Origin of the sequence: Drancourtella sp. An12, assembly GCF_002160935.1 — a bacterium.
GTDB lineage: Bacteria > Bacillota > Clostridia > Lachnospirales > Lachnospiraceae > Sellimonas > Sellimonas catena.
On record NZ_NFLO01000005.1, the window covers coordinates 125174 to 150719 of the forward strand.

Here is a 25546-nt window from a genome sequence, read left to right on the forward strand (position 1 = left end):
GGGCCGAAGAGTGATCTTCGGCCTTTTTATACTCTGGAAAACTGATTTCAGGAATTCTTTTCCTGTGTTGACGACATGATGTACATATACTATAATACAAGTACAATATTTTGTACTTGAAAGGACAGTGAAAAGTGTGCTTGCAATAAACTACACAGAATTGCGGAACAATCTGAAAGAATGTATGGACAGAGTGACTGATGATTACGAGACACTTATCATCACCCGAAAGAAAAACCGGAATGTTGTAATGATTTCCGAGGAAATGTACAATAATATGCTGGAAAACATGCATCTGACTGCGAAGGAATCCAACTACAGATGGCTGCTGGAATCGGCCGGACAGTTGAAAAGGGGAAACGAACAGATCCATGATCTGATCGGAATGGCAGAAGATGAAGAATAAGCATTTTACGGAAAATGGGTGGAAAGACTATCTTTTTCAGAAGCAAAACGACCGGGAAACACTGAAAAAGATCAATCTGCTTATTGCGGATATCTGTGAAAACGGAACTACCGGAATCGGTAAACCTGAGCCCCTGACAGGCAGGATGGAAGGTTGCTGGAGCCGCCGGATCAATGATAAAGACAGGCTGGTATATTGCATGGACGATGACAATATCTACATTCTTTCCTGTCGTTTTCACGATGATTGATTTCACTTCATATTTTCGTTATAGAAGGAATACATTTAGATAAACAGGGGGAAGCAACATGCAAAGATTTACCAGAAATACATATGAATTTGTCAAACAGGGACTGTTACAGATTCAGGACGAGATTACGAAAGGGGAAAGAGTCTGTGCCAACAGAGCACTGAAAAAAATCATCGGGACACTGGCTCCAAACAAGGAGGCACTTCTCGGATACGCCTATGTCCGGGTCCGCAACAGAGTTGGATCTAAATATGGAAATACAGACAGAAGAGCCGAAATCATCGCGGAGAAAGTACAGATACTGATGGAAGCTTTCTGGGCGAGACCGACACATTACGTAATAGATACGGATCAGTATGGAGCAAAGTTCATTAATACATCCGCTGATGCAGACATGTCTTTGGAAGATGCTGTCCGCTTTGCGGAGATGGACGGAGTTGTCATGATCCGTGATCTCAATCTCGGAAAAGGCTTCGAGCGTTATTACCTGGATACAGCACGGAATCGGGAGATTTTAAAACATTACGAAACACGTGAGGAGGAGCCGTCCGAGCGGGAAGTTTTTCGGAAGAAAGCATATGCAAAGTTTCAGATGTGGTGGATGTTTATTCATGGTATCACATTACGGGAATTGTCTGAAACAGCAGATACGTGGCGTCAGAAGCGGGAAGAGGACGCTGATTACAAAGGAAATCTGGAAGATTACCTTTTTGAAAAAGGATTCCACGACCTGATTTACCCATGCTTCAGCGAATTTCTGGAAACGGAATATACTGACCGCGAGTTCATGAAATATCTGCTGGATCCACGGGATCATAAGGCCTACGAAGAGGATGAACTGCTGCAGGAAAAAGAAGCAGCAGAACAAAATGAATAAATGGTAAAAGAAAGAGGAGGCTTTTCTAAATAAAAATTGCAAAATTTCCCAAAATCGTTTAAACTATATAGTTGTAATTTATTGATGGAAACATGAGGGAGGAACAGACTTGAATCTGGTAATCATAGATGGCCAGGGCGGCGGACTTGGCCGTCAGCTGGTAAGCGCAGTCAAAGACCGGTATCCGGACATTGAGATCATTGCAATAGGGGCAAACAGTGCGGCGACCAATGCCATGCTTCGTGCCGGGGCAACGCAGGCGGCCACGGGAGAGAATTCTGTGATCGTTGCATGCCGCAGGGCAGATGTGATCATAGGGCCGGTGGGAATTGTGATTGCAGATTCCATGCTTGGGGAGATCACCCCGGCTATGGCGCAGGCTGTCGGACAAAGCCATGCGAAGCGGATACTGATTCCGGTGAATCTGTGCGACAATATCATTGTCGGCGTTACAGACCTCTCTATGACGAAAAATGTACAGAATGCAGTTGAGATTCTGGGTACACTGATAGACTAACTAATCCGGCAGGAAGCCGGAATGATCGGCAGAAGCGGATCAGTGCCATATGACAGAGAAACGGCATTACTGGCAATCGACTGATAGAACAGAAATTTTGCAGTAAAAATTACGAATTAAAATACAGAATAGAAATTTTGATACCAGGAAGGTATCTGCTTTCAGAAGAAGGCGGATATCTTCTTTTTTGTCGAAAAGGAGGAAATAATAGATGACTTTGGAAGAGTTTTTCTGTGAAGTGCCAAAAGCGGCCGTGGCATTTTCCGGCGGCACAGACTCGGCATTTCTTTTATGGGCGGCAAAGCAGTATGGCTGCGACGTACATGCTTATTATATGAAAACGGCTTTTCAGCCGGATTTTGAGATGGAAGACGCACGCAGAGTTGTAGAAGAGCTTGGCATTCCGATGACTGTTCTGGAAAAGGACATTTTATCCGTTCAGGAAGCGGCCGCAAATGGACCAAAGCGGTGCTACTACTGCAAAAGAGCGCTGTTTTCACAGCTATGGGCGGCAGCGCGAAAAGATGGTTACTTCTGCCTTCTGGATGGCACCAATGCGTCAGACGATGCAGATGACCGTCCGGGTATGCAGGCGATTCGGGAACTTGAGGTACGTTCGCCCCTTCGGGAATGTGGAATTCCAAAAAGCGAAGTCCGGCGTCTGTCCGAAGAAGCAGGGCTCTTTACAAGCCGAAAACCGGCTTACGCCTGTCTGGCAACAAGGATTCCGACAGGAACAGCCATTACACCGGAACTTCTGAAGAAAGCAGAGACAGCGGAGACGGCGTTGGCAAACCTTGGATTTCATGATTTCCGTGTCCGACTGATGGAGGATGGCGGCGCCCGGCTTCAGATTACAGAAGAACAGATGCCCCTGCTGTTTTCCAAAAGGGAAGAAATCCTGACAATACTTCGTCCGTTCTTTTCATCCATCCTGCTGGATCTGGAAGCGCGGGCCAAATCAGTATAACATCATCGGGAAGGAGAGCATTATGGATAATAAATATGATATTTTACAGTTGCTTCGGAGTGTGGCAGACGGCACAACTGAACCGGAGCAGGCATTATTACAGTTAAAAGAAGCACCATTTGAAGATCTGGACTATGCCAAAATTGATCTGCATCGCAGTGTCCGGCAGGGCGCGGCAGAAGTCATTTACGGGGCAGGCAAAACACCGGAGCAGATCGCAGGGATCGTTCAGGCTATGGGAAACCGGGGATGCCGGAACATCCTGATTACCCGAGTCAGCCAGGAAACCGTAAATCAGCTTCCGGATTCGATTCCCCTTGATTACCATGCGGATGCAAGGCTTGCCATTGCCTATCCGGCGGAACATAAAAAGAGGGGGCGTATCGTTGTCGCAACCGGAGGAACCAGCGATATCCCGGTGGCAGAAGAAGCGGCTCTGACCGCGGAAGTCCTGGGAAATCATGTTGTCCGCCTGTATGACGTTGGGGTGGCAGGCCTTCACAGGCTGTTATCCCATCTGGACGACCTGATGAGCGCCAGATGCATTGTTGCCGTGGCGGGAATGGAAGGTGCTCTGGCGTCTGTCATCGGTGGATTGGTGGACTGTCCGGTGATTGCGGTGCCGACCAGCGTCGGATACGGCGCCAGCTTTGGGGGATTGTCTGCGCTGCTGTCCATGCTGAATTCCTGCGCCTCCGGGTGCAGTGTCGTCAACATTGATAATGGATTCGGAGCAGGATATCTTGCCAGCAGAATCAATCAGATGGAAGGATTGGAGGAAGAGTAATGAGAACACTTTATATCGAATGTAATATGGGAGCAGCCGGAGATATGCTGATGGCTGCATTATACGAACTTCTGGAGGATAAAGAGAAAGAAGCATTTCTGCACACAATGAATCATCTGGGGCTGTCGGATGTCCGGGTGGAAGCTGAAAATGGATCCACCTGCGGTATCAGCGGAACTCACATGAAAGTAATAGTGCACGGAGAAGAAGAAGCTGTCGGCGGTCATGATCATCATGGTCACGAACATCATCATGAACATGACGGGGAACACCATCATGAGGAGCATCACCACGATGACCATCATCACAGCCACGACCATGATCATTCTCATGACCATCATCATGGACATTCTCATCACCACGCAGCTCCGGGATATATTGCGGACCTGATTGAACATCTGGAACTTCCGGCAGAGGTTAAGAATCACGCAAAATCCGTTTATTCTGCTATTGCGGACGCGGAATCCAAAGCACATGGCTGTCCGGTGGAGGAAATCCATTTTCATGAAGTGGGTGCTCTGGATGCAGTGGCGGATGTGACAGGTGTCTGCTACGCCATGTTCCTGCTTCATTTGGACAAGGTGATTGTATCGCCTGTACATGTAGGAAAGGGAACGGTGCGTTGTGCCCACGGCATTATGCCGGTTCCGGCTCCTGCTACGGCGAATCTGCTTGCAGGTGTTCCGGTCTATGCCGGAACGGTTCAGGGTGAGCTTTGTACCCCGACCGGAGCAGCGCTTCTGACACATTTTGCGGATCAATTTGCGGAAATGCCGATGATGAAAATCGCGAAGACGGGAATCGGAATCGGCACCAAACAGTTTGAACAGGCAAACTGCGTCCGTGCCTTTCTGGGAAAAACAGAGGAAGAGGGCGGCTCCATGATTACGGAACTGGTATGCAATATTGACGATATGACGCCGGAAACCCTTGCCTTTGCCTGCACAAGACTTCTGGAGCTTGGTGCACTGGATGTCTATACGGTTGCGGGAACCATGAAAAAAGGAAGATCAGGACATGTTCTGACAGTTCTCTGTGATCCAGAAAAGGAAGAAGAGATGGCACGGCATATCCTGGCGCAGACAACTACAAATGGGCTTCGGATCCGCAGATGCCGGAAGTACTTTCTGAAGCCGGAAATCAGCGAAGTGGAGACCAAATGGGGGACGGTGAGAGTCAAAAAAGCCAGTGGATATGGCGTGACTCATATGAAACCGGAATTTGACGATGTATCCAGGCTTGCAAGAGTACACCAGATTTCCTGCGAACAGGTACGGGAGGAAGTGTTTGCTTCTATGCAAAATGAACATGGAAAGGATGCAGAATAATGAGAAGCAATGTAAAACGAAAACCGGCGGCCCTCCTTGCCTGTTTGCTAGTGCTTTCCCTGATGGCAGGATGCGGTGGGTCCTCCTCTGAATCCCGGTCGAATACCTCAGAGAATCGTTCTTCCGTTGTGATTGCCATGGATCCCAACTCGGAGCCGGAAGCCGGATTTGATCCTGCTTTTGGCTGGGGAGCGGGAGAGCATGTGCATGAACCGTTGATCCAGAGCACGCTGACGGTCACAAATACGAATCTGACCATCGATTATGATCTGGCTACAGATTATTCTGTCAGTGAGGACGGACTGCTCTGGACTGTTCATATCCGGGATGATGTAAAGTTTACCGATGGAGAACCGCTGACAGCCAGAGATGTGGCATTTACTTATAATACAGTGAAAGAATCCAGTTCTGTCAACGATTTTACCATGCTGGATCATGCAGAGGCTCTGGATGATACAACAGTTGTTTTCCATATGACACGGCCGTTTTCCATCTGGCCTTACACTATGGCTGTTGTGGGAATCGTTCCGGAACATGCATATGACAGCGCTTCCTATGGTTCTAATCCGATCGGTTCCGGCAGATATATCTTGAAACAGTGGGATAAGGGACAGCAGGTCATTCTGGATGCTAATCCGGACTATTATGGCGAACAGCCAAATATGCAGAGGGTAACGATTGTATTTATGGAAGAGGACGCGGCATTTCTGGCTGCTCAGGCCGGAGAAGTAGACCTTGCCTATACTTCTGCGACTTACTCCGATCAGACTGTGGAAGGCTATTCCCTTGCCGCATATGAAAGCGTGGATAACAGAGGATTCAATCTTCCGGCTGTCCCGGAGCAGACGACAGAATCCGGAGAGACGATCGGAAATGATTTTACTGCAGATGTGCAGGTACGCCGTGCTATCAATATTGGTGTGGACCGCGAGGAAATGATCGATCATGTCCTGAACGGTTATGGATCCCCGGCTTATAGTGTCTGTGACCAAATGCCGTGGTATAATTCCGCATCGGAAGTCACTTATGATCCGGAGAAAGCAAAATCACTTCTGGACGAAGCAGGATGGAAGACAGGAGAGGACGGAATACGGGAAAAAGACGGTGTCAAGGCAGAATTAAATCTGCTCTATGCAACCGGAGATTCAGTGCGGCAGGCGCTGGCGGCTGATTTTGCCGAACAGCTGAAGGAACTTGGAATTTCCTGTACGCTGGAAGGTGTCGGCTGGGATACAGCTTATGACCGGGCACAGTCCGATCCGTTGATCTGGGGATGGGGTGCGCATACGCCGATGGAGCTTTATAATATTTACCATACAATTGGAGACACCGGACTGGCGCAGTATTCCCCGTATTCCAACTCCACTGTGGATGTCTATATGGATCAGGCACTTGCCTCCAGTGATCTGGAAGTATCTTATGATCTCTGGCAGAAAGCCCAGTGGGACGGCACTACCGGTGTAACACAGGATGGAGATATTCCGTGGGTATGGCTGGTCAATATTGATCATCTCTACTGGGTAGCGGACGGACTTCAGGTTGCAGAACAGAAAATCCACCCTCATGGACATGGTTGGTCCATTGTGAATAATGTCGATCAGTGGAGCTGGAGTTAGATGATCAAAACGAGATCGAAAGGAAAGGACGGATAGCATTGAAACATCGACTGAAATTTGCCGGAAAAAAACTGATCCGGATGCTGCTTCTCCTTCTGGGAGTGAGCCTTCTGACCTTTCTCCTGATGTGGTCTTCGCCGCTGGATCCGCTGCAGACCAATGTCGGTCAGACCGCGCTTGGATCCATGACACAGGAACAGATTGCAGAACTGGAAGCGTACTGGGGCGTGGATATGCCTCCGGCACAGCGGTATCTCGGATGGCTGAGCGGCGTACTTCACGGAGATTTCGGCACCTCACTTCTTTACCGTCAGCCGGTTCTGACGGTGATAGGAGAGCGTCTTGCCAATTCAGTGGGGCTGATGGCGGCCGCCTGGATCTTTTCGGGGGTCCTTGGACTGGTTCTTGGCATGCTTGCAGGGGCTTACCGGAATCGATGGCCGGACCGGGCGATCCGGGGATACTGCCTTTTGATTTCCAGTACGCCGGCTTTCTGGCTTGCCATTTTACTTCTGATGATCTTTGCGGTGGAACTGGGATGGCTGCCCGTAGGTCTCGCCGTTCCGATGGGACTTCAGGCGGATTCGGTCACGTTCATTGACCGGCTTCGTCACGGGATTCTCCCGGTTCTTACGCTAAGCATGACCGGAGTAGCGAACATTGCCCTGCACACGAGAGAAAAACTGATCGAAGTCCTGTCATCGGACTATATACTTTTCGCAAAAGCAAGAGGGGAATCGCAGACATCCATCCTTTTGCGGCACGGACTGCGTAATGTCTCGCTTCCTGCCATGACTTTGCAGTTTGTATCCATCAGTGAAATCATCGGAGGGTCGGTTCTGGTGGAACAGGTCTTTTCCTATCCGGGGCTTGGACAGGCGGCGGTTACCGCAGGTCTGGGAAGTGACCTTCCGCTGCTTCTTGGCATTACCGTTATTACGGCGGCGATTGTCTTTGCCGGAAATCTGGCAGCGGATCTTCTCTACGGTGTCATCGATCCAAAAATCCGAAGGAGGGCCGCAAAGTTATGAAACCACAGAATCAAAGAAGAAATACGATCCTGTTTCTGATTGTGACGGCCGGAGTGCTCATTCTGATCACCGCAGCGGGAATGCTTCTGAAGGATCAGGCTGTCCAGACAAATTTTGCAAGAAAGAATCTGGCGCCTTCCAGAGAATTCTTATTTGGCACCGACTGGATGGGGAGAGATATGTTTGCCCGGACCTTGGCGGGACTGTCGCTTAGTATCCGGATCGGACTACTCACAGCCGCGGTAAGCGCCCTGATTGCCCTGATTCTTGGAACGACCTGCGCAGTTCTGGGAAGAGCAGCAGATGCAGTGATTTCCTGGTGGATTGATCTGATGATGGGTATCCCGCATATCCTTCTGGTGATGCTTATTTCCATCGCCTGCGGGCGGGGATTTACCGGAGTGGTTGCCGGTGTCGCCCTGAGCCACTGGACTTCTCTTGCGCGGGTTATCCGCGGGGAAGTGCTGCAGCTTCGGGAAGCGCCATATATTCTGACGGCCTCAAAATTGGGCGTATCAAAGATGCAGATCGTAAAAAACCATATGATTCCCCACCTTCTTCCGCAGTTTGTAACCGGGCTGATTCTGTTGTTCCCGCATGCGATTCTGCATGAATCCAGTATTACCTTTCTGGGATTCGGTCTCTCTTCGGAGCAGCCTGCCATCGGAGTAATCCTTTCAGAAAGCATGCGTTACCTGACAACCGGAAGATGGTGGCTTGCACTGTTCCCGGGGCTGTCGCTGGTTTGTGTCGTGATGCTGTTTGCCCTGCTTGGAGAACGGGTGGAGAAGCTGCTGAACCCGGCCAGTGCACATGAGTAAGGAGGAATATTTTGGAACCGATTTTAGAAATTTCCCATTTGTCTATTACGTTTATACAATACGAACGCGGCATTCATAAGCGCGAGCTCCCTGTAATTAAAGATCTGTCACTGCAGATCGAGCCGGGGCAGATTGTCGCCGCAGTGGGAGCAAGCGGATCCGGAAAAAGTCTGCTGGCTCACAGTATTCTGGGCATCCTGCCTTATAACAGCCGGATGAGTGGAACACTGAAATATGACGGCCGGCCTCTGACACAAGAGCGGGCAGAAGCCCTCAGGGGGCGGGAGATTATGCTGATCCCGCAGGGCGTCACGTATCTGGATCCACTGATGAAGATCGGGCCGCAGATCAGAAAAGGAAAACGAGATGCGGGAATCCGGGAACGGTGCCGGGCTGCGCTGAAGCGGTATGAGCTGAAGGAAGAGATCGAGGAGCAGTATCCGTTTGAAATTTCCGGCGGTATGGCACGCAGGGTACTGATTGCCTCGGCAGTAACCGAATCTCCCAGACTGATCATTGCCGACGAGCCCACACCGGGACTGGATAAAAAGGCGGCTGGAAGAATTCTCGGGCATTTTCGGGAGCTGGCTGAGGAAGGAGCCGGTATCCTCTTTATCACACATGATCTGGAACTTGCCCTGACTGTTGCGGACAGGGTTGCAGTATTTTATGCCGGGGAGACTATAGAAGAAGCGGATGCTTCAGATTTTAAGGATGTAGAAAAACTCCGGCATCCGTTTACAAAATCCTTATGGCATGCCATGCCGGAACATGGATTTCATCCGATTCCAGGATCGCAGCCTTATCCGGGAACAATGGCGAAAGGATGCCCGTTTGCGCGGCAGTGCAGAAAGTGCACAATACTTTGCCGGGAGGCAGATCAGATTTCACTGAAACCATACCGGGGCGGACTGGTACGATGTCTGTATCCGGGGAAGGAGGAGGCAAAATGATACTGCAGGCAGAACACCTTACATTTTCCTATCGAAGAAGAAAACAGGAGTGCATTTTGCAGGATTACAGCCTGTCAATTACTTCCGGAGAGCGCATAGGCCTGAGAGCACCAAGCGGCCGTGGAAAGACGACATTGTGCAGGCTTCTGGCAGGATATGAAAAGCCGCAGCAGGGGAAGGTCCTTCTGAATGGAAAGGCACTTTCCTCTTTTCGCGGCGTCTGTCCGGTTCAGATGGTATGGCAGCATCCTGAAACGGTAGTGGATCCATTGTTACAGCTTGGTGTTACCTTGAACGAAGCAGGAAAGCCGGAGGAACGGCTTTTGAAGGAACTTCATATTGAAGAGGGGTGGCTGAAACGGTATCCGTCGGAATTATCCGGCGGGGAACTGCAGCGGTTCTGCCTTGCCCGGGCTCTGCATCCGGATACCCGCTTTCTCCTCTGCGATGAGATTACGGCCATGCTGGATCTTGTCACCCAGGCGCAGATATGGAATTTCCTGCTGGAAGAGGGGAAACAAAGAGCTCTGGGAATGCTGATCGTAAGTCACGATGACGCCCTGCTCCAAAAAGTCTGTACGAGAATAGAAACGCTGCCGTAGATTTCTATGCATTGACATTTTTCTAAAAAACAGGTATGGTAGATTCAGAAAGGAGAAATACCATGTTCGCATTTAATCATTTTAATTTTAATGTTCTCGATCTGAAAAAGAGCCTGAAATTCTATGAAGAGGCTCTGGGTTTGAAAGAGGTAAGGAGAAAGGAAGCCGAAGACGGAAGCTTTATCCTTGTTTACCTCGGAGACGGCAAGAGTTCCTTTACGCTTGAGTTGACCTGGCTGAAAGAAAGAACAGAAAAATACGATCTGGGAGAGGAAGAATTCCACCTTGCTTTCACAACAGATCATTACGAAGAAGCATACCGGAAACATAAAGAAATGGGAGTGATCCTGTTTGAAAATCCGGAGATGGGTATCTATTTTATCGGAGATCCAGACGGATACTGGATCGAGATTGTTCCGGCGTAAAATTTCTTTCCGGTTCATTTTTAATGCAAAAGTCATATGACATTCAAAAGGACAGGGAGAAAAACGAGTGAAAAGAAATCGATTGGAAGAACTTCGTATTCGTATGAATGCACTGATTCTAAATAATGATCCACAGCTGATCTGCAATTTTACTGCCCATATGTACGGTGTCTCTAAGTTCTGTACATTACTTGCACTAAAAAGAAAGTTAAATCCCGAACTTGCCGCCACCTGCGGCATGCTGCACGATATTTATTATATGACGGGAGGAAACAGCGAAGAACATGCTATTAAAGGAGCTGTGCAGGCAGAAGGACTCCTGAAAGAAATGGGAGAGTACAGTGATGAAGAAATCAAGCTCATTGTAACTGCCATTTCTCATCACAGCGATAAAAGATCCATTCATGATGTTTACGCTGAATTATTAAAAGATGCGGATGTGATGGATCACTGCTTTTATAATCCGTATTCTCCAGTTGCAGAGCAGGAGAAGGTACGGTATCGACAGCTACTTGAAGAATTGAGGCTTGATCCAAGCTAAATTATCGATTGTGCCCGATAAAAAGGTGCCAGTTTATTGGATTTAGTTTTGAATAATTGCGTCATTTACATCTCTTAATACGATAGCCTTGCATAATAAATAAAAAAGAGTGAACATCCAGAAATTATCTACAAAAGAGAGCTCTGGATGTTCACTTTTCAGTATGATGCAATGTCATACCCTTTAGTATTCTCTGCTCAACAGAAAATCTGCCAAATGAACAATTTTTACCCCGTTAATATTTCCAGTGGCAGGAGAATGGACATAAAGGAGGAATATAATGATGACTACGACACAGAATTTTAAAATCACGGATATTTTTGGCTATCTTTCTGCTGATGAAATTTCTTTAGAAGAAATTGAGGAGATATTCTATCAGTCTGTAAAAGGAAACGTTTCAGAAGAGTACAAAATCTTTTTCGATTCAAATCAGATCGAACTGTCTCATTTTCAGAAAGAGGCAGCGGCCGATTTAAGGGCGTCACATAGGGAAGTCGCTTATATGACCAGGGATTCCGAAGTCATTGCGGTGATAGGGTATCGAGTAATTGAATCTGAAAGCACGATGGAAAACAGGAAATAAACCATACGCCGGATGGTCTTTGACCTCTGGCGTATTATTACTTCTTCCTCATTTCCTCCAACAATGCCACAGTAATATCCTTCGTAATTACAGAGGCCTTTGCGCAGTTTTCATCAAAGTTTTCGGTTCCGCTGTATGAAGCGGTGTCGGTAATGCATCGCAAATCTCCCGGCGCCCCTCATCCGTTATAAAGCACTCACCTGTCACCATCCGGCTCCAGACCACCTTTCCTTCCGGATTTTTTTGATTTATAGCCTTATTCGTTATCATAGCATAAATAGTTGGAGAAGTGAAATTTTTCCAGCTTTTTATATTTGTATAAAAATTTAAAAAATAATTAAATATTCACTTTCCATTAATTTCCATTTGATTTTACGGGAGAGACTTGATATCATTGGATGAGTTAATGGAAGTGGAAACGATCTGGCTGATAAAAAGCTCCGGGGAGATTTTTCTTAGCATAGAGGATGATACGCCGGAGTTTAACGAAAGACAGTTGTCCTTTTATGTCACAGTAAAAACGGATTCCAGTGAATACGCTGCTATAAGGGCGGACGCACAGTGCTCCGGAGAAAGCGTCCATGAGCAGAGAAAATTGTCCGGGCAGCAGGAGATGGAATTGAAAAGCAAAAGAATAAAAGGAGAGCGGGATGAAAAAAACCTATATCATTATACCGGCTTTGGAGCCGGAATTAGAATTTTGTGATTATGTTAGAAAACTTCAAGAAATGCAAAATCCATATATTGTGGTGATAGATGATGGTTCCGGAGAGAACTATCAGACAGTGTTTCAAACGCTGAAACACATGGAAAATTGTGTGGTGTTGACGCATCACAAAAACGAAGGAAAAGGAGCAGCGCTAAAAACAGGGTTTCAGTACGTAAAAGAGCAGGCGGAAGAGGGCGATCACATTGTATGTGTGGACTGTGACGGACAGCACGCTGTGGAAGATGTTGTTGCAATCTGTGAAAAAATGAACCGATATCCGGGGACTTTGCTACTGGGAAGCAGAGCGTTTAGCGGTGGAAATATTCCTTTTCGCTCTTTGATCGGAAACCGGACAACTTCCTTTTTCCTGTGGATGATGAGCGGCAGATGGCTCTCAGACACGCAGACAGGTTTCCGCGCATTTGATACAAGTCTTTTAGGGCTGATGCTGGAAGTTTCCGGCACCCGGTTTGAATATGAGATGCAGGTGCTGCTGACATGTATTCAAAATAAGATTCCTATCCGGACAGAATCGATCCGGACGATTTATCAGGACGGAAATCCCGGCTCTCATTTTCACCCTGTACGTGACAGCTTCGAAGTGCTTGGAGCGCTTTTTTCCAATATTGGCAAGTTTGGTCTGTCGTCCTTTTTATGTGCCCTGCTGGATGTATGTTTGTTCTGGCTTATGCTGAACATGACAGGGAACGGAAAAGGGATGTTTGGTTTACACACGGTTTTTGCCGCAACTATGGTGGCAAGAATTGCGTCTGCCGGAGCAAATTATATGATGAATCGACATCTCGTATTTGAAAGCAAAACCCGATCGCAGTCGCTGATGCGCTATGCGCTTTTGTGCTGTGCTCTTACAGCAGCATCCGCTGTCAGTGTATTCGGAATGAACCGGATTCTACATATCAACCCTGCAACCAGTAAAATAGTCTGTGATTCTGTTTTATTTTTTGTGTCTTACAGAATACAGAAAAGCTGGGTGTTTTTGAGAACGGAGCGTGTAAGAGAATGAGTTTAGAAAAAAAGAGAATTTTATGTTTTGCGCTCACCTTTTGTTTTTCCAGTATTTATCTGATATGGAGAATTTTCTTTACACTGCCGTGGAAGACGACACCCTTACAGCTCTTTTTTGGAATTCTTCTGGTTATAGCAGAGGCTGTGACAACGCTTGGAGTATTTGAGCTGATGGCGAGCAAGATGCGCTTTAAAGGAAGACAACTGGAATTTCCGGATGTACCGAGGGAACAGTTTCCGGATGTAGATATTTTTATTGCCACGCATAATGAGTCTGAGAAACTGCTGTACACCACGATCAATGCCTGTACCTATCTTACCTATCCGGACAAAAGCAAAGTACATATTTACGTATGCGATGACGGAAACAGACAGGAGATCGCTGATCTTGCAGAAAAACTGGGAGTGGGATACCTCGGGCTTGCTGACAATGTGCATGCAAAAGCAGGAAATTACAATCACGCACTTTCAAAGACAAGTTCGCCTCTGATTGCTACTTTTGATGCGGACATGATCCCTAGAAAAGAATTTCTTATGGAGACGGTTCCTTATTTTCTGCAGAACAAAGAAAAAGTTGGGCTGATTCAGACACCGCAGAGCTTTTATAATCAGGATTTATTTCAGTTTAACCTGTATTCGGAAAGAGACATTCCAAACGAGCAGGATTTTTTCTCGAGGGAGATCAATATTTTAAGAAACTCTTCCAATTCCGCTGCTTATACCGGCAGCAATACGGTAATCTCAAGAAAAGCGCTGGAAGAAATCGGTGGATTTCCATATGGAACAATTACAGAAGATTTTGAGACAAGCATACGACTGCAAAAGGCGGGATACATTACATATGCGACGTCAAAAGTACTGGCATCCGGACTTTCTACCACAACGGTAAAAAGTATGATCCGGCAGAGAATCCGCTGGGCCAGGGGCGTCATCCAGAGTATACGAAATACCAATGCTGTGTTTACAAGGAAATTATCCCTTGCCGGAAATCTTTCCTATCTCAATGCGTATTTTTACTGGTGGTCATTCTTTAACAGAATGATCTTTATTTTGGCTCCGATCCTGTTTGCATTATTTGATTTCCAGTTGGCGAGATGCGGCTTCTGGGAACTGATGATTTTCTGGCTTCCATCTCATTTATGCTCCAGCATGTCCATGCGCTACCTGAGTACCAACATCAGAAACATGCGGTGGAGTCAGATCATAGACACGATTCTTGCACCTTATCTTATATTTCCGGTGCTTTTGGAGTCTATTGGAATTCAGCAGAAGACATTTAAGGTAACAGAGAAGAGAAAGACAAGTAACAAAACTACCTCTTTCTGGTATATCCTTCCACATGGAGCGTTGATCGTATTGAGCATCGCAGCGATTATCCGCTATGTGAAAGGGAAGTACGGAATGGCACTTTTATTCAGCAGTGTTATCTTGTTTTGGCTTTTATACAATCTGATCGCACTGACCTACGCAGTATTTTTTATGCTTGGCAGAGATTCCAAACGCAAATTTGAAAGAATCATGGCAAAAGAGAACGTAAAAATCTATGTTCACGGGAATTGGCAGGAAGGAGAAACCTTTGATGTCTCAGAAAATGGAATTGCCTTCCTGCTGGACAAATACATTCCGATGGAAAAAGGAGAGGAATTTCTGATTGTTGTTCAGGGCAATGATTATCATGCAGATCTGAAGGCGGAATTCGTGTATGTAAAACAGACGCCAGAAGCGTTTTATTATGCGGCAACAGTGACTCCAAAAGAGGAAACATCGTTCCAAAACTGGATGCAGATCATTCATGACAGAGAGCATTCCCTCCCGAAAGAGATGGATCCGTGGATGACCGTATGCATGACTGTTTGTTTATCGCTGATCCCGTATGTGGTCTGGAATCTCTACGTCCGCTGTCGGTTTTCCGGGATTGAACAGAAATTCCAGCTGGCTTTTGGAAAACAAGAAAGCTTAGCGGTATCCAAAGAGCAGTACGGACAGATTACAGAGGAATTTGTAAAAGCTGCGTTTTCTACATCTAACAGAGTTATTTTGGCATTTTTTCTATGTAATATTGCCGCTGTCCTGGCTGTACTGTTCGTCCGGATTTTTCTGAAAAAGCAGTGGGAACTTGGAAGAGTACTGGTTGTGGTTGACCTTATGGCGATTCTGTATCATATAGGGATTCTTGGACTTTACCTTTTTTCTATGCCGGAGGAAGAAGCGGTTCGCCTGGCCGGATTTGACCGGTATGCGTGCAGCATCATGGTCCTGGCTGCGGGTCTGCTTTTTATGCAGGCGACCATTGACATGGAACATTCTTTTGCCGTGCGGATCGAGGGCAACGGAACCTATCGTGCGTTTTCTTCTCCTGCGGCAAAGCTGAGATATCAGTACATGGTGCTGGCGACCATGATGATCGGAGTCAATTTTCTGTATTCAGAAATCAATGGCCTTCTCTACATTCAGAGTAACTATTCTCAGTCTCTGGCCGGCAGAATGGAAACACTGGCGGGTGACCGGTGGCAGGAAGAAGAGGATCAACGGAAATATTTTGTGGCGGCTTCTGACCGCGAAGGCCAGGTTTCAAACGGGGAAGTTTACTATGTGAGCAGATACTTTTTAAACGCGCCGAATGTGGAGGTGACAGAGCGGCTGGATGCGGGTAATATGGATGAAAAAAAAAAGAATACGATGTTCTTATCATTCTGGATGAAAGTGCGGTACATACTGGAACAGCTGATGTAGAAAATGCTGTGTGGAACAGAAGTGGGGTATACCCACTGAAAGATAATTAGCATTAAGTGATCCAGGGCAAAGAGTTTAAAACTCTATATAGGCAAATATCAGCCTGCTTATGCTGTTAAATTTTCTACGAAAAATTTCGGCTTTGAAGATGGGAAATTCCGATTTTTAAGAAGGTCAAAAAGAATCCCACGTTTATCAAATAGATATCAGGTAAACGTGGGAGGTGGACATGACATTAAGATGGTAATAGGGTTAAAGTATATAAAAACCTTCTTCGCCAAATACGTCGTCAAAAGGGTCATCTTCGTTCAGAAAATAGTCCATATCCAGAAGATCATCCAAGTAAGATCATTTTTTACGTCGGGTAAAAATGGAGCCATACACGTTTCTGCCGCGTTTCCCCTCGAATACCACAGCCAGAACCTGCTGCCCTCTCTCTGCACGTTTGTAGTCCTGATAGCTACAGATCACCTTCTGGATCCGTGTGCCGGTATCCGGGAAGATTACATCCAGATAGTAGGTCCGGCCGTTGGTGTTTCCACTTCTTGCAGGGGACGGCCATTTTCCGTTAACGATGCCGTATTGGGTATGAGTGATGGAAGCGTGCTTCGGGATCCGGCTGTGGAGAGTGAGTCCACCCACCAGCCAGAAGATCAGGGTGCCGACTGCCAGACCCACAACGTCTTTTGTACTGGACTGCCCGAGGGAAACCAGGTAGAGGCTGATCCCCTGAAATGCAAGACCCATGAAGAAAGCAAACCAGCCGGCAACGGTGGATGTCCCGTTCAGGTTCTTTTTCAGATTCTGGATCACTTCCACCTCACTTTCATAGAGCGTCCTTTTATGCAGCTCCTCCGGACGGATGTTACGGTAGCGGGGATCGTGTTTTGGGATATGTGGTTTCAATGATTCATCCCTCCTTTGATTTTTTTGTTATAGTATAACAAAGTTTGTCAGAAACGTAAAATTTCAGAATCCATTTTTGGAACTTTCTCACATTGAACTCCTGTCAGCTGGAATTTATAATTAAGAATGTAGTTGTCTAACAATATGGAATAACAGGAGGAAACAAGGAATGAGAACAAAAGGCAGGAAATTTCTGCCCCTTCTTTTGCTGTCATTGATTCTGACTGCAGCCTGTATGCCGACCGTGGCACTGGCAAAGTCCAATGAAGACGTGACAGCAGAGATCACAGCAGAAGTTTCCAAGGACAAGACTTCAGCGGAAGTCACCGTGCATTTGCAGAACACCGGGAATGAGCCGGTCAGCAAGGTACGGATTCAGGGCGTCCTTCCAGAAGGCCTCAGCCTGGAAGAGGGGGACACACTGACCAAAGAAGAGGAAACGCTGGCACCGGGTTCAGAAACCGCACTTCAGTACACAGTGAAAGCAGCAAAAACACAGGACAACGGCGGATCCCAAGACAGTGGGGATCGGGAAGAATCCAACCAGAATGGCGGAGACAAGAACCCATCCCCAAATCCAGACCAGAATGACAATGGCGGAAACCCATCCAAGGGAGGAGACAAGACAACTACCCCTTCTTCCGAGGATGCAGATGCCGTTGACACCGGGGACTCCGCAAATCCGGTCATTTTCATTGTCGTATGCATGGCAGCAGCAGGCGTGATCCTGATTGTCTGCATCCGGAAGAAAAAAGGAAAAGGTCTTCTTTCCCTGCTCTTAGTAGCAGCCCTGGTAGGACCATACGTCATCGGTGTGCTTCCAGTGAAGGCGGCAGATTCCAGACAGGGTGGACTGCAGGTTGCAGCAGACGTAGTGCTGGGGGACAAATCATACACCCTGACTGCAGATATCAGCTATTCCCTTCCGGAGACAGTAGCTCCTTCCGGAGCAGTACTGACAAGGGCACGATGGATTGATGAACTGCTGGCAGCGGTCAATGCACCGGAAACGGAAGTGGTATATGACAACGAAACACTGCCGTTTACAGATATCGACAGCCATGCAAAGAAAAACCAGATCCTGCTTGCATATGCGAACCAGCTTCTTCCGGAAATGGGAACAGAATTCCGTCCGGATGCACCGGCAGACCGTGAGTTTGCGGCTTATACCGCAGTGAAGGCACTGGGATTCCAGCCAGTAAAGGACATCGCGTGTGCCGATGCAGCAGCCATCACCTACAAGCAGGAGGTGGAAACGGCGGTTGCAATGGAACTGTTCCAGCTGACAGACGAAGCTTTCCGTCCAGCAGAGGAACTGACACAGGCAGAAGCAGATGCGGCACTTTCTAAGGTGCGGGAAATCGCAAACGTGGAAACTCCGGAGGAAAATACCGGAGAGGTGGTTTATGACGAGGATGCTATCATCATCCCGGAAGATGCAGAGTATACGATGGACGGGACAACTATCACCTTTACATCCGGCGGGGATATGATAACAGAGGGCAGCATCTTTATCCTGCCGGACCAGACCCCTTACAAAGCGGTCACTGTCCAGAAAACGGATGGGGCGGTTGTTGTGGAAACATCGGAGCCGGATATCCAGGAAACACTGGATGAGATTACTGCATCCGGAACCGCAACAGCGGATATGTCCGGATTCATTCCGGCAGAGGGCGTGACATTTACGGAAGCAGCACCGGCCATGGCAAAAGCAGCCAGGGTGAATGTTGTGGACGTGGAAGGTTCCCTTGCAGCACCAGGAAAAGTCAACTTCAAAATCCACAAGAAGATCGGAAAAGGGGAACTGTATGGTAATGTTGCCATTAACCTCCCGAAAATCAAATACAAAGCGGATGTGGATCTTGGATGGGGCGGATTTAACATAAAAGATGTTTACTTGAAATTCCCATTGACAATCGAAGCTACCGGCGGATATGAGGTCAAGAAAGACGGCGGGTCTTATGTTCCGGATGATTATATCCCGAATGGCGGATTGCTGGAACTTGGAAAACTTCCGATTGCCGGAATCCCTGGTGTCACAATTTATGCCCAGATTGGCATCAAGTATGAGATCAGCGGCAAGATTGAAGTTGTCTGCAATATTGACGGTGAAACCGGCGTCCAGGTATTAAATAACCGCTTGCGGAAAGTGGATTCCCTGGAAGCAGATGTGGACTTCAAAGCACTGGCCGGCTCTGCAAAAATCGGGCCGAGCCTTTCCGGACTTTTGGAAGTCTGCAAGCGCTGGGATTTGATTGATTTTGGCGTTTCTGCAGGCCCGGAAGCCAGCGGGGAACTGTTGATCCGCAACACCGAGCTGATGTGTATTGATGCAAACGTCTTCCTGTACGGGGAACTTTCGGCCCTGGATGAAGGCGTAATCGGTGACTGGCTGGATATTGGCTATACCTGGGAATTCTGGAAGAAAGAAAACAGCCCGTTGAAAGCGAACTGGCACTTTGAAAACTTCTCACGGGTAGACCACTGTACATATGAAGAGGAAACCGGAAAGATCGTCGGCAGGGTGGCTGACGCAGCAGACCGGAATACATCCATTACAGGTGCTACCATTACCGCATATCAGGGCGACAGCACGACTGCAGCAGGAAGCACCCAGGCAGGGCAGGACGGCGGATTTGAACTGTCCCTTCCGGCAGGAGATTACAAGATCAAGGTGACGGCAGCCGGATACCAGAGTTTTGAATGTGATGTGACGGTAGAAAAGGACAAGGAAAACTACACGGAAGTGCTGCTGATGATCGACGAGCAGTATGAGGGTGTGACCGGTTCGGCACGGGGACGCATTACAAACGCAGTGACAGGCGAAGGAATCCATGGGGCAACACTTACGCTTCGGAGAGGCTGGAACAAGACGTCCGGCGATGTCGTTGCGACAACAGAAACAAACGAATACGGGGACTACCGGATCGAGATGGCTTCCGGCAACTACACCGCAACCATCGAACGGGATGGCTATGTAACGGTAACGAAGAACATCGTAGTATTCCCAATGGATCTTGGTATGCAGAATGCATCCATGAACCCGAACGGGGAAGATCTGGAAGCAGCAAACCTTCGTGTGGTACTGACCTGGGGAGAAACCCCGTCAGACCTGGATTCCCATCTGCTGGGACCAACTGCAGACGGATCCGATTACTTCCACATTTATTATGGCAACAAGAGACATAACGAAGATTCTGTAAGGATTGCAGATCTGGATGTGGATGACATTACTTCTTACGGACCGGAAACGACCAGCCTGTATCAAAAGAATGAATCCGGAACATACAGCTTTTATGTTCATGACTATTCCAATGGTGGAAACTCTGAGAGTACGGCAATGTCCCAGTCCGGGGCCATCGTGGAAGTATACCTGGACGGACAGCTTTACAAAGCGTATCCAGTACCGACAGGAAAAACAGGTGTGAACTGGCACGTATTCGATTACGATGCAGCAACGAATACCATTACCGATGTCAACCAGTTTACGGAAGACATTACCTACCAGCCGAATGCAAACGCAAGGATGGCTGCCATTCCAGTTCCTATGGACGAAACAAAATAGGACAGAAATTGACACAGAAGAGAGGCTTGACTTGAGCCTCTCTTTTTCTACGAAAATTTTCGGAACCGGGTGCCGGTATCCGGGAATAAGATGTCAAGGTAGTAGGAACGGCCGTTGCCACAGAAAAACTTTACCAGCGGCGGATCAGCAATATGGAATGGTATCTGGATGTTGATCCGTTAGATTGACATGGCATTCTCCTTTTAGTACAATTTATACGGATTCGTAATTTCTCCATCGCAGATACCATGGAGGATACTATGAATAATGAAGTTTTTTTGTAAATGACATTTGGTGCTTTATGAAAAGGGACGTGAACATCCGTAACTTCACGATCTCTTATATGCGGGAAGGAGGATTTTCAAAAAAGAGCTGACGGATACAGCGAAAAAAACGGCGGATGCAAAATATCAGGAAGACCGGATATTATTGATTTGGAAAATGAAAATTTGTCGCCATTTGCCATTTTTTGATTAAAATTTAAGGTGCAAAATGGAGCAAAGTATATTAAAATAGATCAAGTATAATCGTACTTGATAACCGTAACTTGTAGTTAAATTAGAGAAATGGAAATTGTATAAAATTTACAATAAAAGGTGTTGAAAAATTGAGAAAACTAGCATTAAGTGATGAAATATTACTAAAAATCGAGAAACCGGCCCGTTATATCGGGAACGAGATCAACTCCGTCATGAAAGATAAGGAAAAGGTGGCGATTCGTTTCGCCATGTGCTTCCCGGACGTCTACGAAATCGGGGAGTCTCATCTCGGAATGAAGATCTTATATGACATGTTCAACAGGAGAGATGATACGTGGTGTGAGCGTGTTTACTCCCCATGGACCGACCTGGACCGGATTATGAGAGAGGAGCACATTCCGCTGTTTGCCCTGGAGTCCCAGGATCCGGTCCGGGAATTTGATTTCCTCGGCATTACGATCCAGTATGAGATGTGCTATACCAACATTTTGCAGGTACTCGATCTTTCGGATATTCCGCTGTTCAGCAAGGATCGTACAGAAGAAGATCCGATTGTCATCGGAGGAGGCCCATGTGCCGTCAATCCAGAGCCGCTGGCTGACTTTTTTGACCTTTTTTACATTGGAGAGGGCGAGACCGTTTATGATGAGCTTCTGGATGCCTATAAGGAAAACAAGAAAAAGAACGGAACAAGAAAAGAATTTTTGGAGATGGCAGCGGAGATCGAAGGAATCTATGTTCCACAGTTTTATGATGCCGAATACCATGAGGATGGAACATTAAAGTCCTTTGAACCGAACAATCCTCATGCCAAAAGAACGATCAAAAAACAGGTTGTCATGGATTTGAGCGCGGTGCCGTATCCGACAAAACCGGTCGTTCCTTTCATCAAAGTGACCCAGGACCGTGTCGTACTGGAGATTCAGAGAGGATGTATCCGTGGATGCCGGTTCTGCCAGGCGGGAATGATTTACCGTCCAACCAGAGAAAAAGATCTGGAAACATTAAAGCAGTATGCGTATGAGATGCTGAAAAATACCGGGCACGAAGAGATTTCTTTAAGCTCGTTAAGTTCCAGCGACTATTCTCAGTTAAAAGAACTTGTGACCTTCCTGATTGAGGAATTTAAGGGGAAAGGGATCAATATTTCCCTTCCGTCCCTTCGGATCGATTCCTTCTCTCTGGATGTGATGGGTAAGGTACAGGATATCAAGAAGAGCAGTCTGACCTTCGCGCCGGAAGCCGGATCCCAGCGAATGCGGAATGTCATCAATAAAGGTCTGACCGAAGAAATGATTCTGGACGGTGCTTCCAAAGCCTTTGAAGGCGGCTGGAATAAAGTCAAACTCTACTTTATGCTCGGACTTCCGGGTGAGACAGAAGAGGATATGAAAGAGATCCCAAGACTGGCGGATCGGGTGGCTAGAAAGTACTACGAGATTCCGAAGGATCAGAGAAACGGAAAATGCCAGATTACATTCAGTACGTCCTTCTTTATCCCGAAGCCGTTTACGCCGTTCCAGTGGGCGGAAATGTTTACGCAGGAAGATTATATCCACCGGGCTCATGTCGTGAATCAGGAGATGAAAGAGCAGTTAAACCGGAAGAGCCTCAAATACAACTGGCACGAGGCGGATGTGACGGTGCTGGAGGGCGTGTTTGCCCGCGGTGACCGCCGGACCGGAAAAGTACTTCTGGAAGCGTACCGTCTGGGATGTCTCTATGATTCCTGGAGCGATGAGTTTGACAATGAAAAATGGATGCAGGCGTTTGAAAACACCGGAGTGGATCTGGAATTCTATACGATGCGCAAACGGGATCTGGACGAGCTGTTCCCGTGGGATTTCATTGATGTGGGCGTCAGCAAATCATTCCTGAAGCGGGAATGGGAGCGTGCCATGAAAGGGGAAGTTACGCCAAACTGCCGGGAACGCTGTTCGGCCTGCGGCGCAATGTGTTATCAGGGAGGTGTCTGCTTTGAAGGCAAGAATTAAGTTCCGAAAATACGGAGTGATGAAATTTATCGGTCATCTGGATGTGATGCGGTATTTCCAGAAGGCTATGCGCCGGGCAGAGATCCCGATCGCATTTACCCAGGGATTCAGTCCGCATATGATCATGTCCTTTGCAAATCCCCTTGGCGTCGGACTGACCAGTGACGGAGAATATTTTGATATTGAACTGACCGGGCCGGTTGCGTCCAAAGAGGCGGTGAGAAGGCTCAATGAAGTGATGGCGGAAGGGATGGAAGTGGTAAGCTTCGTTCAGATTCCGGAGGAAAAGAAAGCAACCGGAATGGCAATCATTGAGGCTGCCGATTATCTTGCACTTCCAAAAGATGAGACCAAAGAAGTCACGGAAGCGGCAATTCGGGATTTCCTTTCCCGGGAAGAGATTCTGGTCGTAAAACAGACAAAGAAGAGCGAAAAAGAAGTCAATATCCGTCCATGGATTCTGGAAATGGAAAAGCAGGGCGCGTCGATTTTTATGAAAGTATGCGCGGGAAGTTCCACCAATCTGAAACCGGAACTTGTGATGTCCGCGCTCTTAAAGCAGACCGGATCAAATCTGGATGCAGAAGCAGATTACCGTTATCACCGGCTAGAGAACTATGCCAGAAAGGATGAAGCACTGGTACCGCTGGATGCGCTTGGAACGGAGATCGTATCATGAAACAGAAAGTTCTTGTCACAAATGTAATGGATCGTCTCTGTTTTTTTCTGGAAGAGGACGGAAAGATGGTGGAAATCTTTTGTCCGGATGAGACGGCTCAAAATGAGCATCCGGAAAAAACAGTTCATGCGGGAGATATTTATATCGGTAAGGTGAAAAAGAAAATCCCGAATATCCATGCGGTTTTTATTGAAATTTTTCCAGGGATGGAGTGTTACTGCAGTGAGGAGGAGGCAGCAGATGGCTGTTTTACTTCCAAATCAGGGAAAAAGCCGGTCTGTGTCGGGGATGAACTGGTCGTACAGGTGAAAAAGGAAGCATCCAAGGCAAAAAAGCCGTCTCTTACTACGGATATTTCGCTGACCGGCCGGTACGCTGTCGTATCGCGCAAAAAGCAGATGCCCGGCGTTTCCTCCCGAATTCCGAAAAAGGAACGGGAAGTTTTGAAAGCATGGCTTCAGGAAACGGACAGCTCTCCTTTTGGCGTGATTCTCCGTACGGAAGCGGCACAGCTGACTCTGGAGGAACTGCATCAGGAGCTGCGGAAACAGGAAAAAGAGCTTGCAGACCTGATTGAAAGAGCCGGGACACGCACCTGTTTCACCCGCCTGAAAGCGGGAGCGGCAGGAGAAAAGGCGGGATTTGCCCATGTCCGCTGGGATACGCTGGAAGAGGTTGTGACCGACCTCCCGGACGTTTATGAGCGTCTCAGATCCTATCTGGAACAGACCGAACCAAAAGTGCTGGACAGTCTCAGGCTGTATACGGATCCGCAGTTTCCTCTTGTCAAGCTCTACAGTCTGGAGCGGGAAATGGAAAGGGCGCTTTCTCAGAGAGTCTGGCTGAAATCGGGCGGAAGCCTGATCATTCAGCCTACAGAAGCACTGACGGTAATCGATGTCAATACAGGACGGGCTGTTTCCGGGAAAAACGAGCGTTATCTGAAGCAGAATCTGGAGGCGGCCAAAGAGGCGGCAAGGCAGATCCGGCTTCGGAATCTGTCCGGCATCATTCTGATTGATTTTATCAATCTGTCAGAGACGGAAGACCGGGAAATTCTGATCCGGACCATGCGGGAGCTGACAGCAGCAGACCCGGTTAAGACAGAGGTGATTGACATCACCCGGCTGGAACTGATGGAAATTACAAGAAAAAAAGTACATCCGCCCCTTTATGAGGCAGTCAGAAAGAAGGCGCACACAGATGAGTAAAAAAGAACTGAAAACCAATGCCATGCGGATTCTGGACCGGATGAAAATTCCGTATGAATATCAGACGTATGAATGTGAAAACTTCGAGGACGGCATCGCGACCGCCGATCAGCTGTCGCTGCCGCATGAAGAAGTGTATAAGACGCTGGTAACTCAGGCAAAAAGCGGGTCCCACTATGTATTTGTCATTCCCATCGAGGAGGAGATTGATTTCAAAAAGGCGGCAAAAGTGGTAGGAGAAAAATCACTGGAAATGATCCCGCTGAAAAATCTGACTTCGATCACAGGATATGTCCGTGGAGGATGTACCGCCATCGGCATGAAAAAGCAGTTTCCAACCGTGATTCAGGAAGATGCAAAGCAGCTGGAAAAACTTTATGTAAGCGGAGGAAAACTGGGAATGCAGCTGAGACTGTCGCCGGAGGATCTGAAAACAGCTTCCCGTGCTGTCTATGGCGATGTCATAAGAAAAGAGGAAAAGTAAAGAAATTTGTTGCATTCTTCACTTTATCAATGTAAAGTAGTACATAGTGGAGA

Annotated in this window: 24 protein-coding genes; 23 read left to right on the top strand and 1 reads right to left on the bottom strand. The window is 47.5% G+C overall.

Translation table 11 applies throughout. The features are described from left to right. The first annotated feature begins 136 nt into the window (after window positions 1-136). From B5E64_RS07270 to B5E64_RS07360, 18 genes are all read left to right on the top strand, one after another. Window positions 137-406: a type II toxin-antitoxin system prevent-host-death family antitoxin gene (locus B5E64_RS07270; RefSeq protein WP_087167935.1), complete on the top strand. Its 270-nt coding sequence runs from the start codon at window positions 137-139 to the stop codon at window positions 404-406. After that, complete coding sequence (locus B5E64_RS07275; protein ID WP_087167857.1) at window positions 396-656, top strand: Txe/YoeB family addiction module toxin; 261 nt, start codon at window positions 396-398, stop codon at window positions 654-656. Before B5E64_RS07270 ends, B5E64_RS07275 begins: the two co-directional genes overlap by 11 nt. Window positions 657-714: 58 nt before the next feature. Next, on the top strand, window positions 715-1533 hold the full coding sequence (locus B5E64_RS07280; protein ID WP_087167858.1) for a hypothetical protein: 819 nt from the start codon (window positions 715-717) through the stop codon (window positions 1531-1533). Between the two features lie 109 nt (window positions 1534-1642). Then, window positions 1643-2050 (top strand): DUF3842 family protein, encoded by a 408-nt coding sequence (locus B5E64_RS07285; protein ID WP_087167859.1) that lies wholly within the window; start codon window positions 1643-1645, stop codon window positions 2048-2050. Window positions 2051-2261: 211 nt separating this feature from the next. Beyond that, on the top strand, window positions 2262-3020 hold the full coding sequence (gene larE, locus B5E64_RS07290) for an ATP-dependent sacrificial sulfur transferase LarE (protein ID WP_087167860.1): 759 nt from the start codon (window positions 2262-2264) through the stop codon (window positions 3018-3020). Between the two features lie 22 nt (window positions 3021-3042). Continuing rightward, on the top strand, window positions 3043-3807 hold the full coding sequence (gene larB, locus B5E64_RS07295) for a nickel pincer cofactor biosynthesis protein LarB (RefSeq protein WP_087167861.1): 765 nt from the start codon (window positions 3043-3045) through the stop codon (window positions 3805-3807). Continuing rightward, window positions 3807-5135: a nickel pincer cofactor biosynthesis protein LarC gene (larC, locus tag B5E64_RS07300; RefSeq protein WP_087167862.1), complete on the top strand. Its 1329-nt coding sequence runs from the start codon at window positions 3807-3809 to the stop codon at window positions 5133-5135. Before larB ends, larC begins: the two co-directional genes overlap by 1 nt. Further along, entirely contained in the window at window positions 5135-6751 is a 1617-nt protein-coding gene (locus B5E64_RS07305; protein WP_087167863.1) for an ABC transporter substrate-binding protein, read from the top strand. The genes larC and B5E64_RS07305 overlap by 1 nt, the downstream gene beginning before the upstream one ends. Window positions 6752-6789: 38 nt before the next feature. After that, on the top strand, window positions 6790-7782 hold the full coding sequence (locus tag B5E64_RS07310) for an ABC transporter permease (protein WP_330616901.1): 993 nt from the start codon (window positions 6790-6792) through the stop codon (window positions 7780-7782). After that, entirely contained in the window at window positions 7779-8603 is an 825-nt protein-coding gene (locus B5E64_RS07315; protein ID WP_242960115.1) for an ABC transporter permease, read from the top strand. The genes B5E64_RS07310 and B5E64_RS07315 overlap by 4 nt, the downstream gene beginning before the upstream one ends. Window positions 8604-8614: 11 nt before the next feature. Then, window positions 8615-9556, top strand: coding sequence for an ABC transporter ATP-binding protein (locus B5E64_RS07320; RefSeq protein WP_087167864.1), 942 nt, complete (start codon window positions 8615-8617; stop codon window positions 9554-9556). Further along, a complete protein-coding gene (locus B5E64_RS07325) occupies window positions 9553-10158 on the top strand; it encodes an ATP-binding cassette domain-containing protein (RefSeq protein WP_087167865.1) in 606 nt (201 codons plus the stop codon). The genes B5E64_RS07320 and B5E64_RS07325 overlap by 4 nt, the downstream gene beginning before the upstream one ends. Before the next feature lie 62 nt (window positions 10159-10220). After that, on the top strand, window positions 10221-10583 hold the full coding sequence (locus tag B5E64_RS07330; protein WP_087167866.1) for a VOC family protein: 363 nt from the start codon (window positions 10221-10223) through the stop codon (window positions 10581-10583). Window positions 10584-10650: 67 nt separating this feature from the next. Next, a complete protein-coding gene (locus B5E64_RS07335; RefSeq protein ID WP_087167867.1) occupies window positions 10651-11124 on the top strand; it encodes an HD domain-containing protein in 474 nt (157 codons plus the stop codon). A gap of 280 nt (window positions 11125-11404) precedes the next feature. After that, the gene (locus tag B5E64_RS07340; protein ID WP_140398844.1) at window positions 11405-11707 is read left to right on the top strand and encodes a hypothetical protein; all 303 of its coding nucleotides are present in this window, start codon (window positions 11405-11407) and stop codon (window positions 11705-11707) included. Between the two features lie 394 nt (window positions 11708-12101). Next, complete coding sequence (locus B5E64_RS07350) at window positions 12102-12413, top strand: hypothetical protein (protein ID WP_140398845.1); 312 nt, start codon at window positions 12102-12104, stop codon at window positions 12411-12413. Further along, entirely contained in the window at window positions 12358-13440 is a 1083-nt protein-coding gene (locus tag B5E64_RS07355; protein ID WP_087167870.1) for a bifunctional glycosyltransferase family 2/GtrA family protein, read from the top strand. Before B5E64_RS07350 ends, B5E64_RS07355 begins: the two co-directional genes overlap by 56 nt. After that, a complete protein-coding gene (locus B5E64_RS07360) occupies window positions 13437-16175 on the top strand; it encodes a glycosyltransferase (RefSeq protein WP_087167871.1) in 2739 nt (912 codons plus the stop codon). The genes B5E64_RS07355 and B5E64_RS07360 overlap by 4 nt, the downstream gene beginning before the upstream one ends. Window positions 16176-16523: 348 nt before the next feature. On the opposite strand, the gene B5E64_RS07365 is transcribed toward B5E64_RS07360, so the two are convergent. Continuing rightward, on the bottom strand, window positions 16524-17081 hold the full coding sequence (locus B5E64_RS07365) for a hypothetical protein (protein WP_087167872.1): 558 nt from the start codon (window positions 17079-17081) through the stop codon (window positions 16524-16526). A 169-nt stretch (window positions 17082-17250) separates the two neighbouring features. Here B5E64_RS07365 and B5E64_RS07370 point away from each other — a divergent pair, with 169 nt between their 5' ends. From B5E64_RS07370 to ybaK, 5 genes are all read left to right on the top strand, one after another. Further along, on the top strand, window positions 17251-20646 hold the full coding sequence (locus B5E64_RS07370) for a carboxypeptidase regulatory-like domain-containing protein (RefSeq protein ID WP_087167873.1): 3396 nt from the start codon (window positions 17251-17253) through the stop codon (window positions 20644-20646). 607 nt (window positions 20647-21253) lie between these two features. After that, complete coding sequence (locus tag B5E64_RS07375) at window positions 21254-23119, top strand: TIGR03960 family B12-binding radical SAM protein (RefSeq protein WP_087167874.1); 1866 nt, start codon at window positions 21254-21256, stop codon at window positions 23117-23119. Next, window positions 23094-23798 carry a TIGR03936 family radical SAM-associated protein gene (locus B5E64_RS07380; protein ID WP_343284052.1) on the top strand — a complete coding sequence of 235 codons (705 nt, stop codon included), beginning with the start codon at window positions 23094-23096 and terminating at the stop codon, window positions 23796-23798. Before B5E64_RS07375 ends, B5E64_RS07380 begins: the two co-directional genes overlap by 26 nt. Beyond that, a complete protein-coding gene (locus tag B5E64_RS07385) occupies window positions 23795-25009 on the top strand; it encodes a ribonuclease E/G (RefSeq protein ID WP_087167876.1) in 1215 nt (404 codons plus the stop codon). The genes B5E64_RS07380 and B5E64_RS07385 overlap by 4 nt, the downstream gene beginning before the upstream one ends. Continuing rightward, a complete protein-coding gene (ybaK, locus tag B5E64_RS07390) occupies window positions 25002-25493 on the top strand; it encodes a Cys-tRNA(Pro) deacylase (protein WP_087167877.1) in 492 nt (163 codons plus the stop codon). Before B5E64_RS07385 ends, ybaK begins: the two co-directional genes overlap by 8 nt. Window positions 25494-25546: the final 53 nt, after the last annotated feature.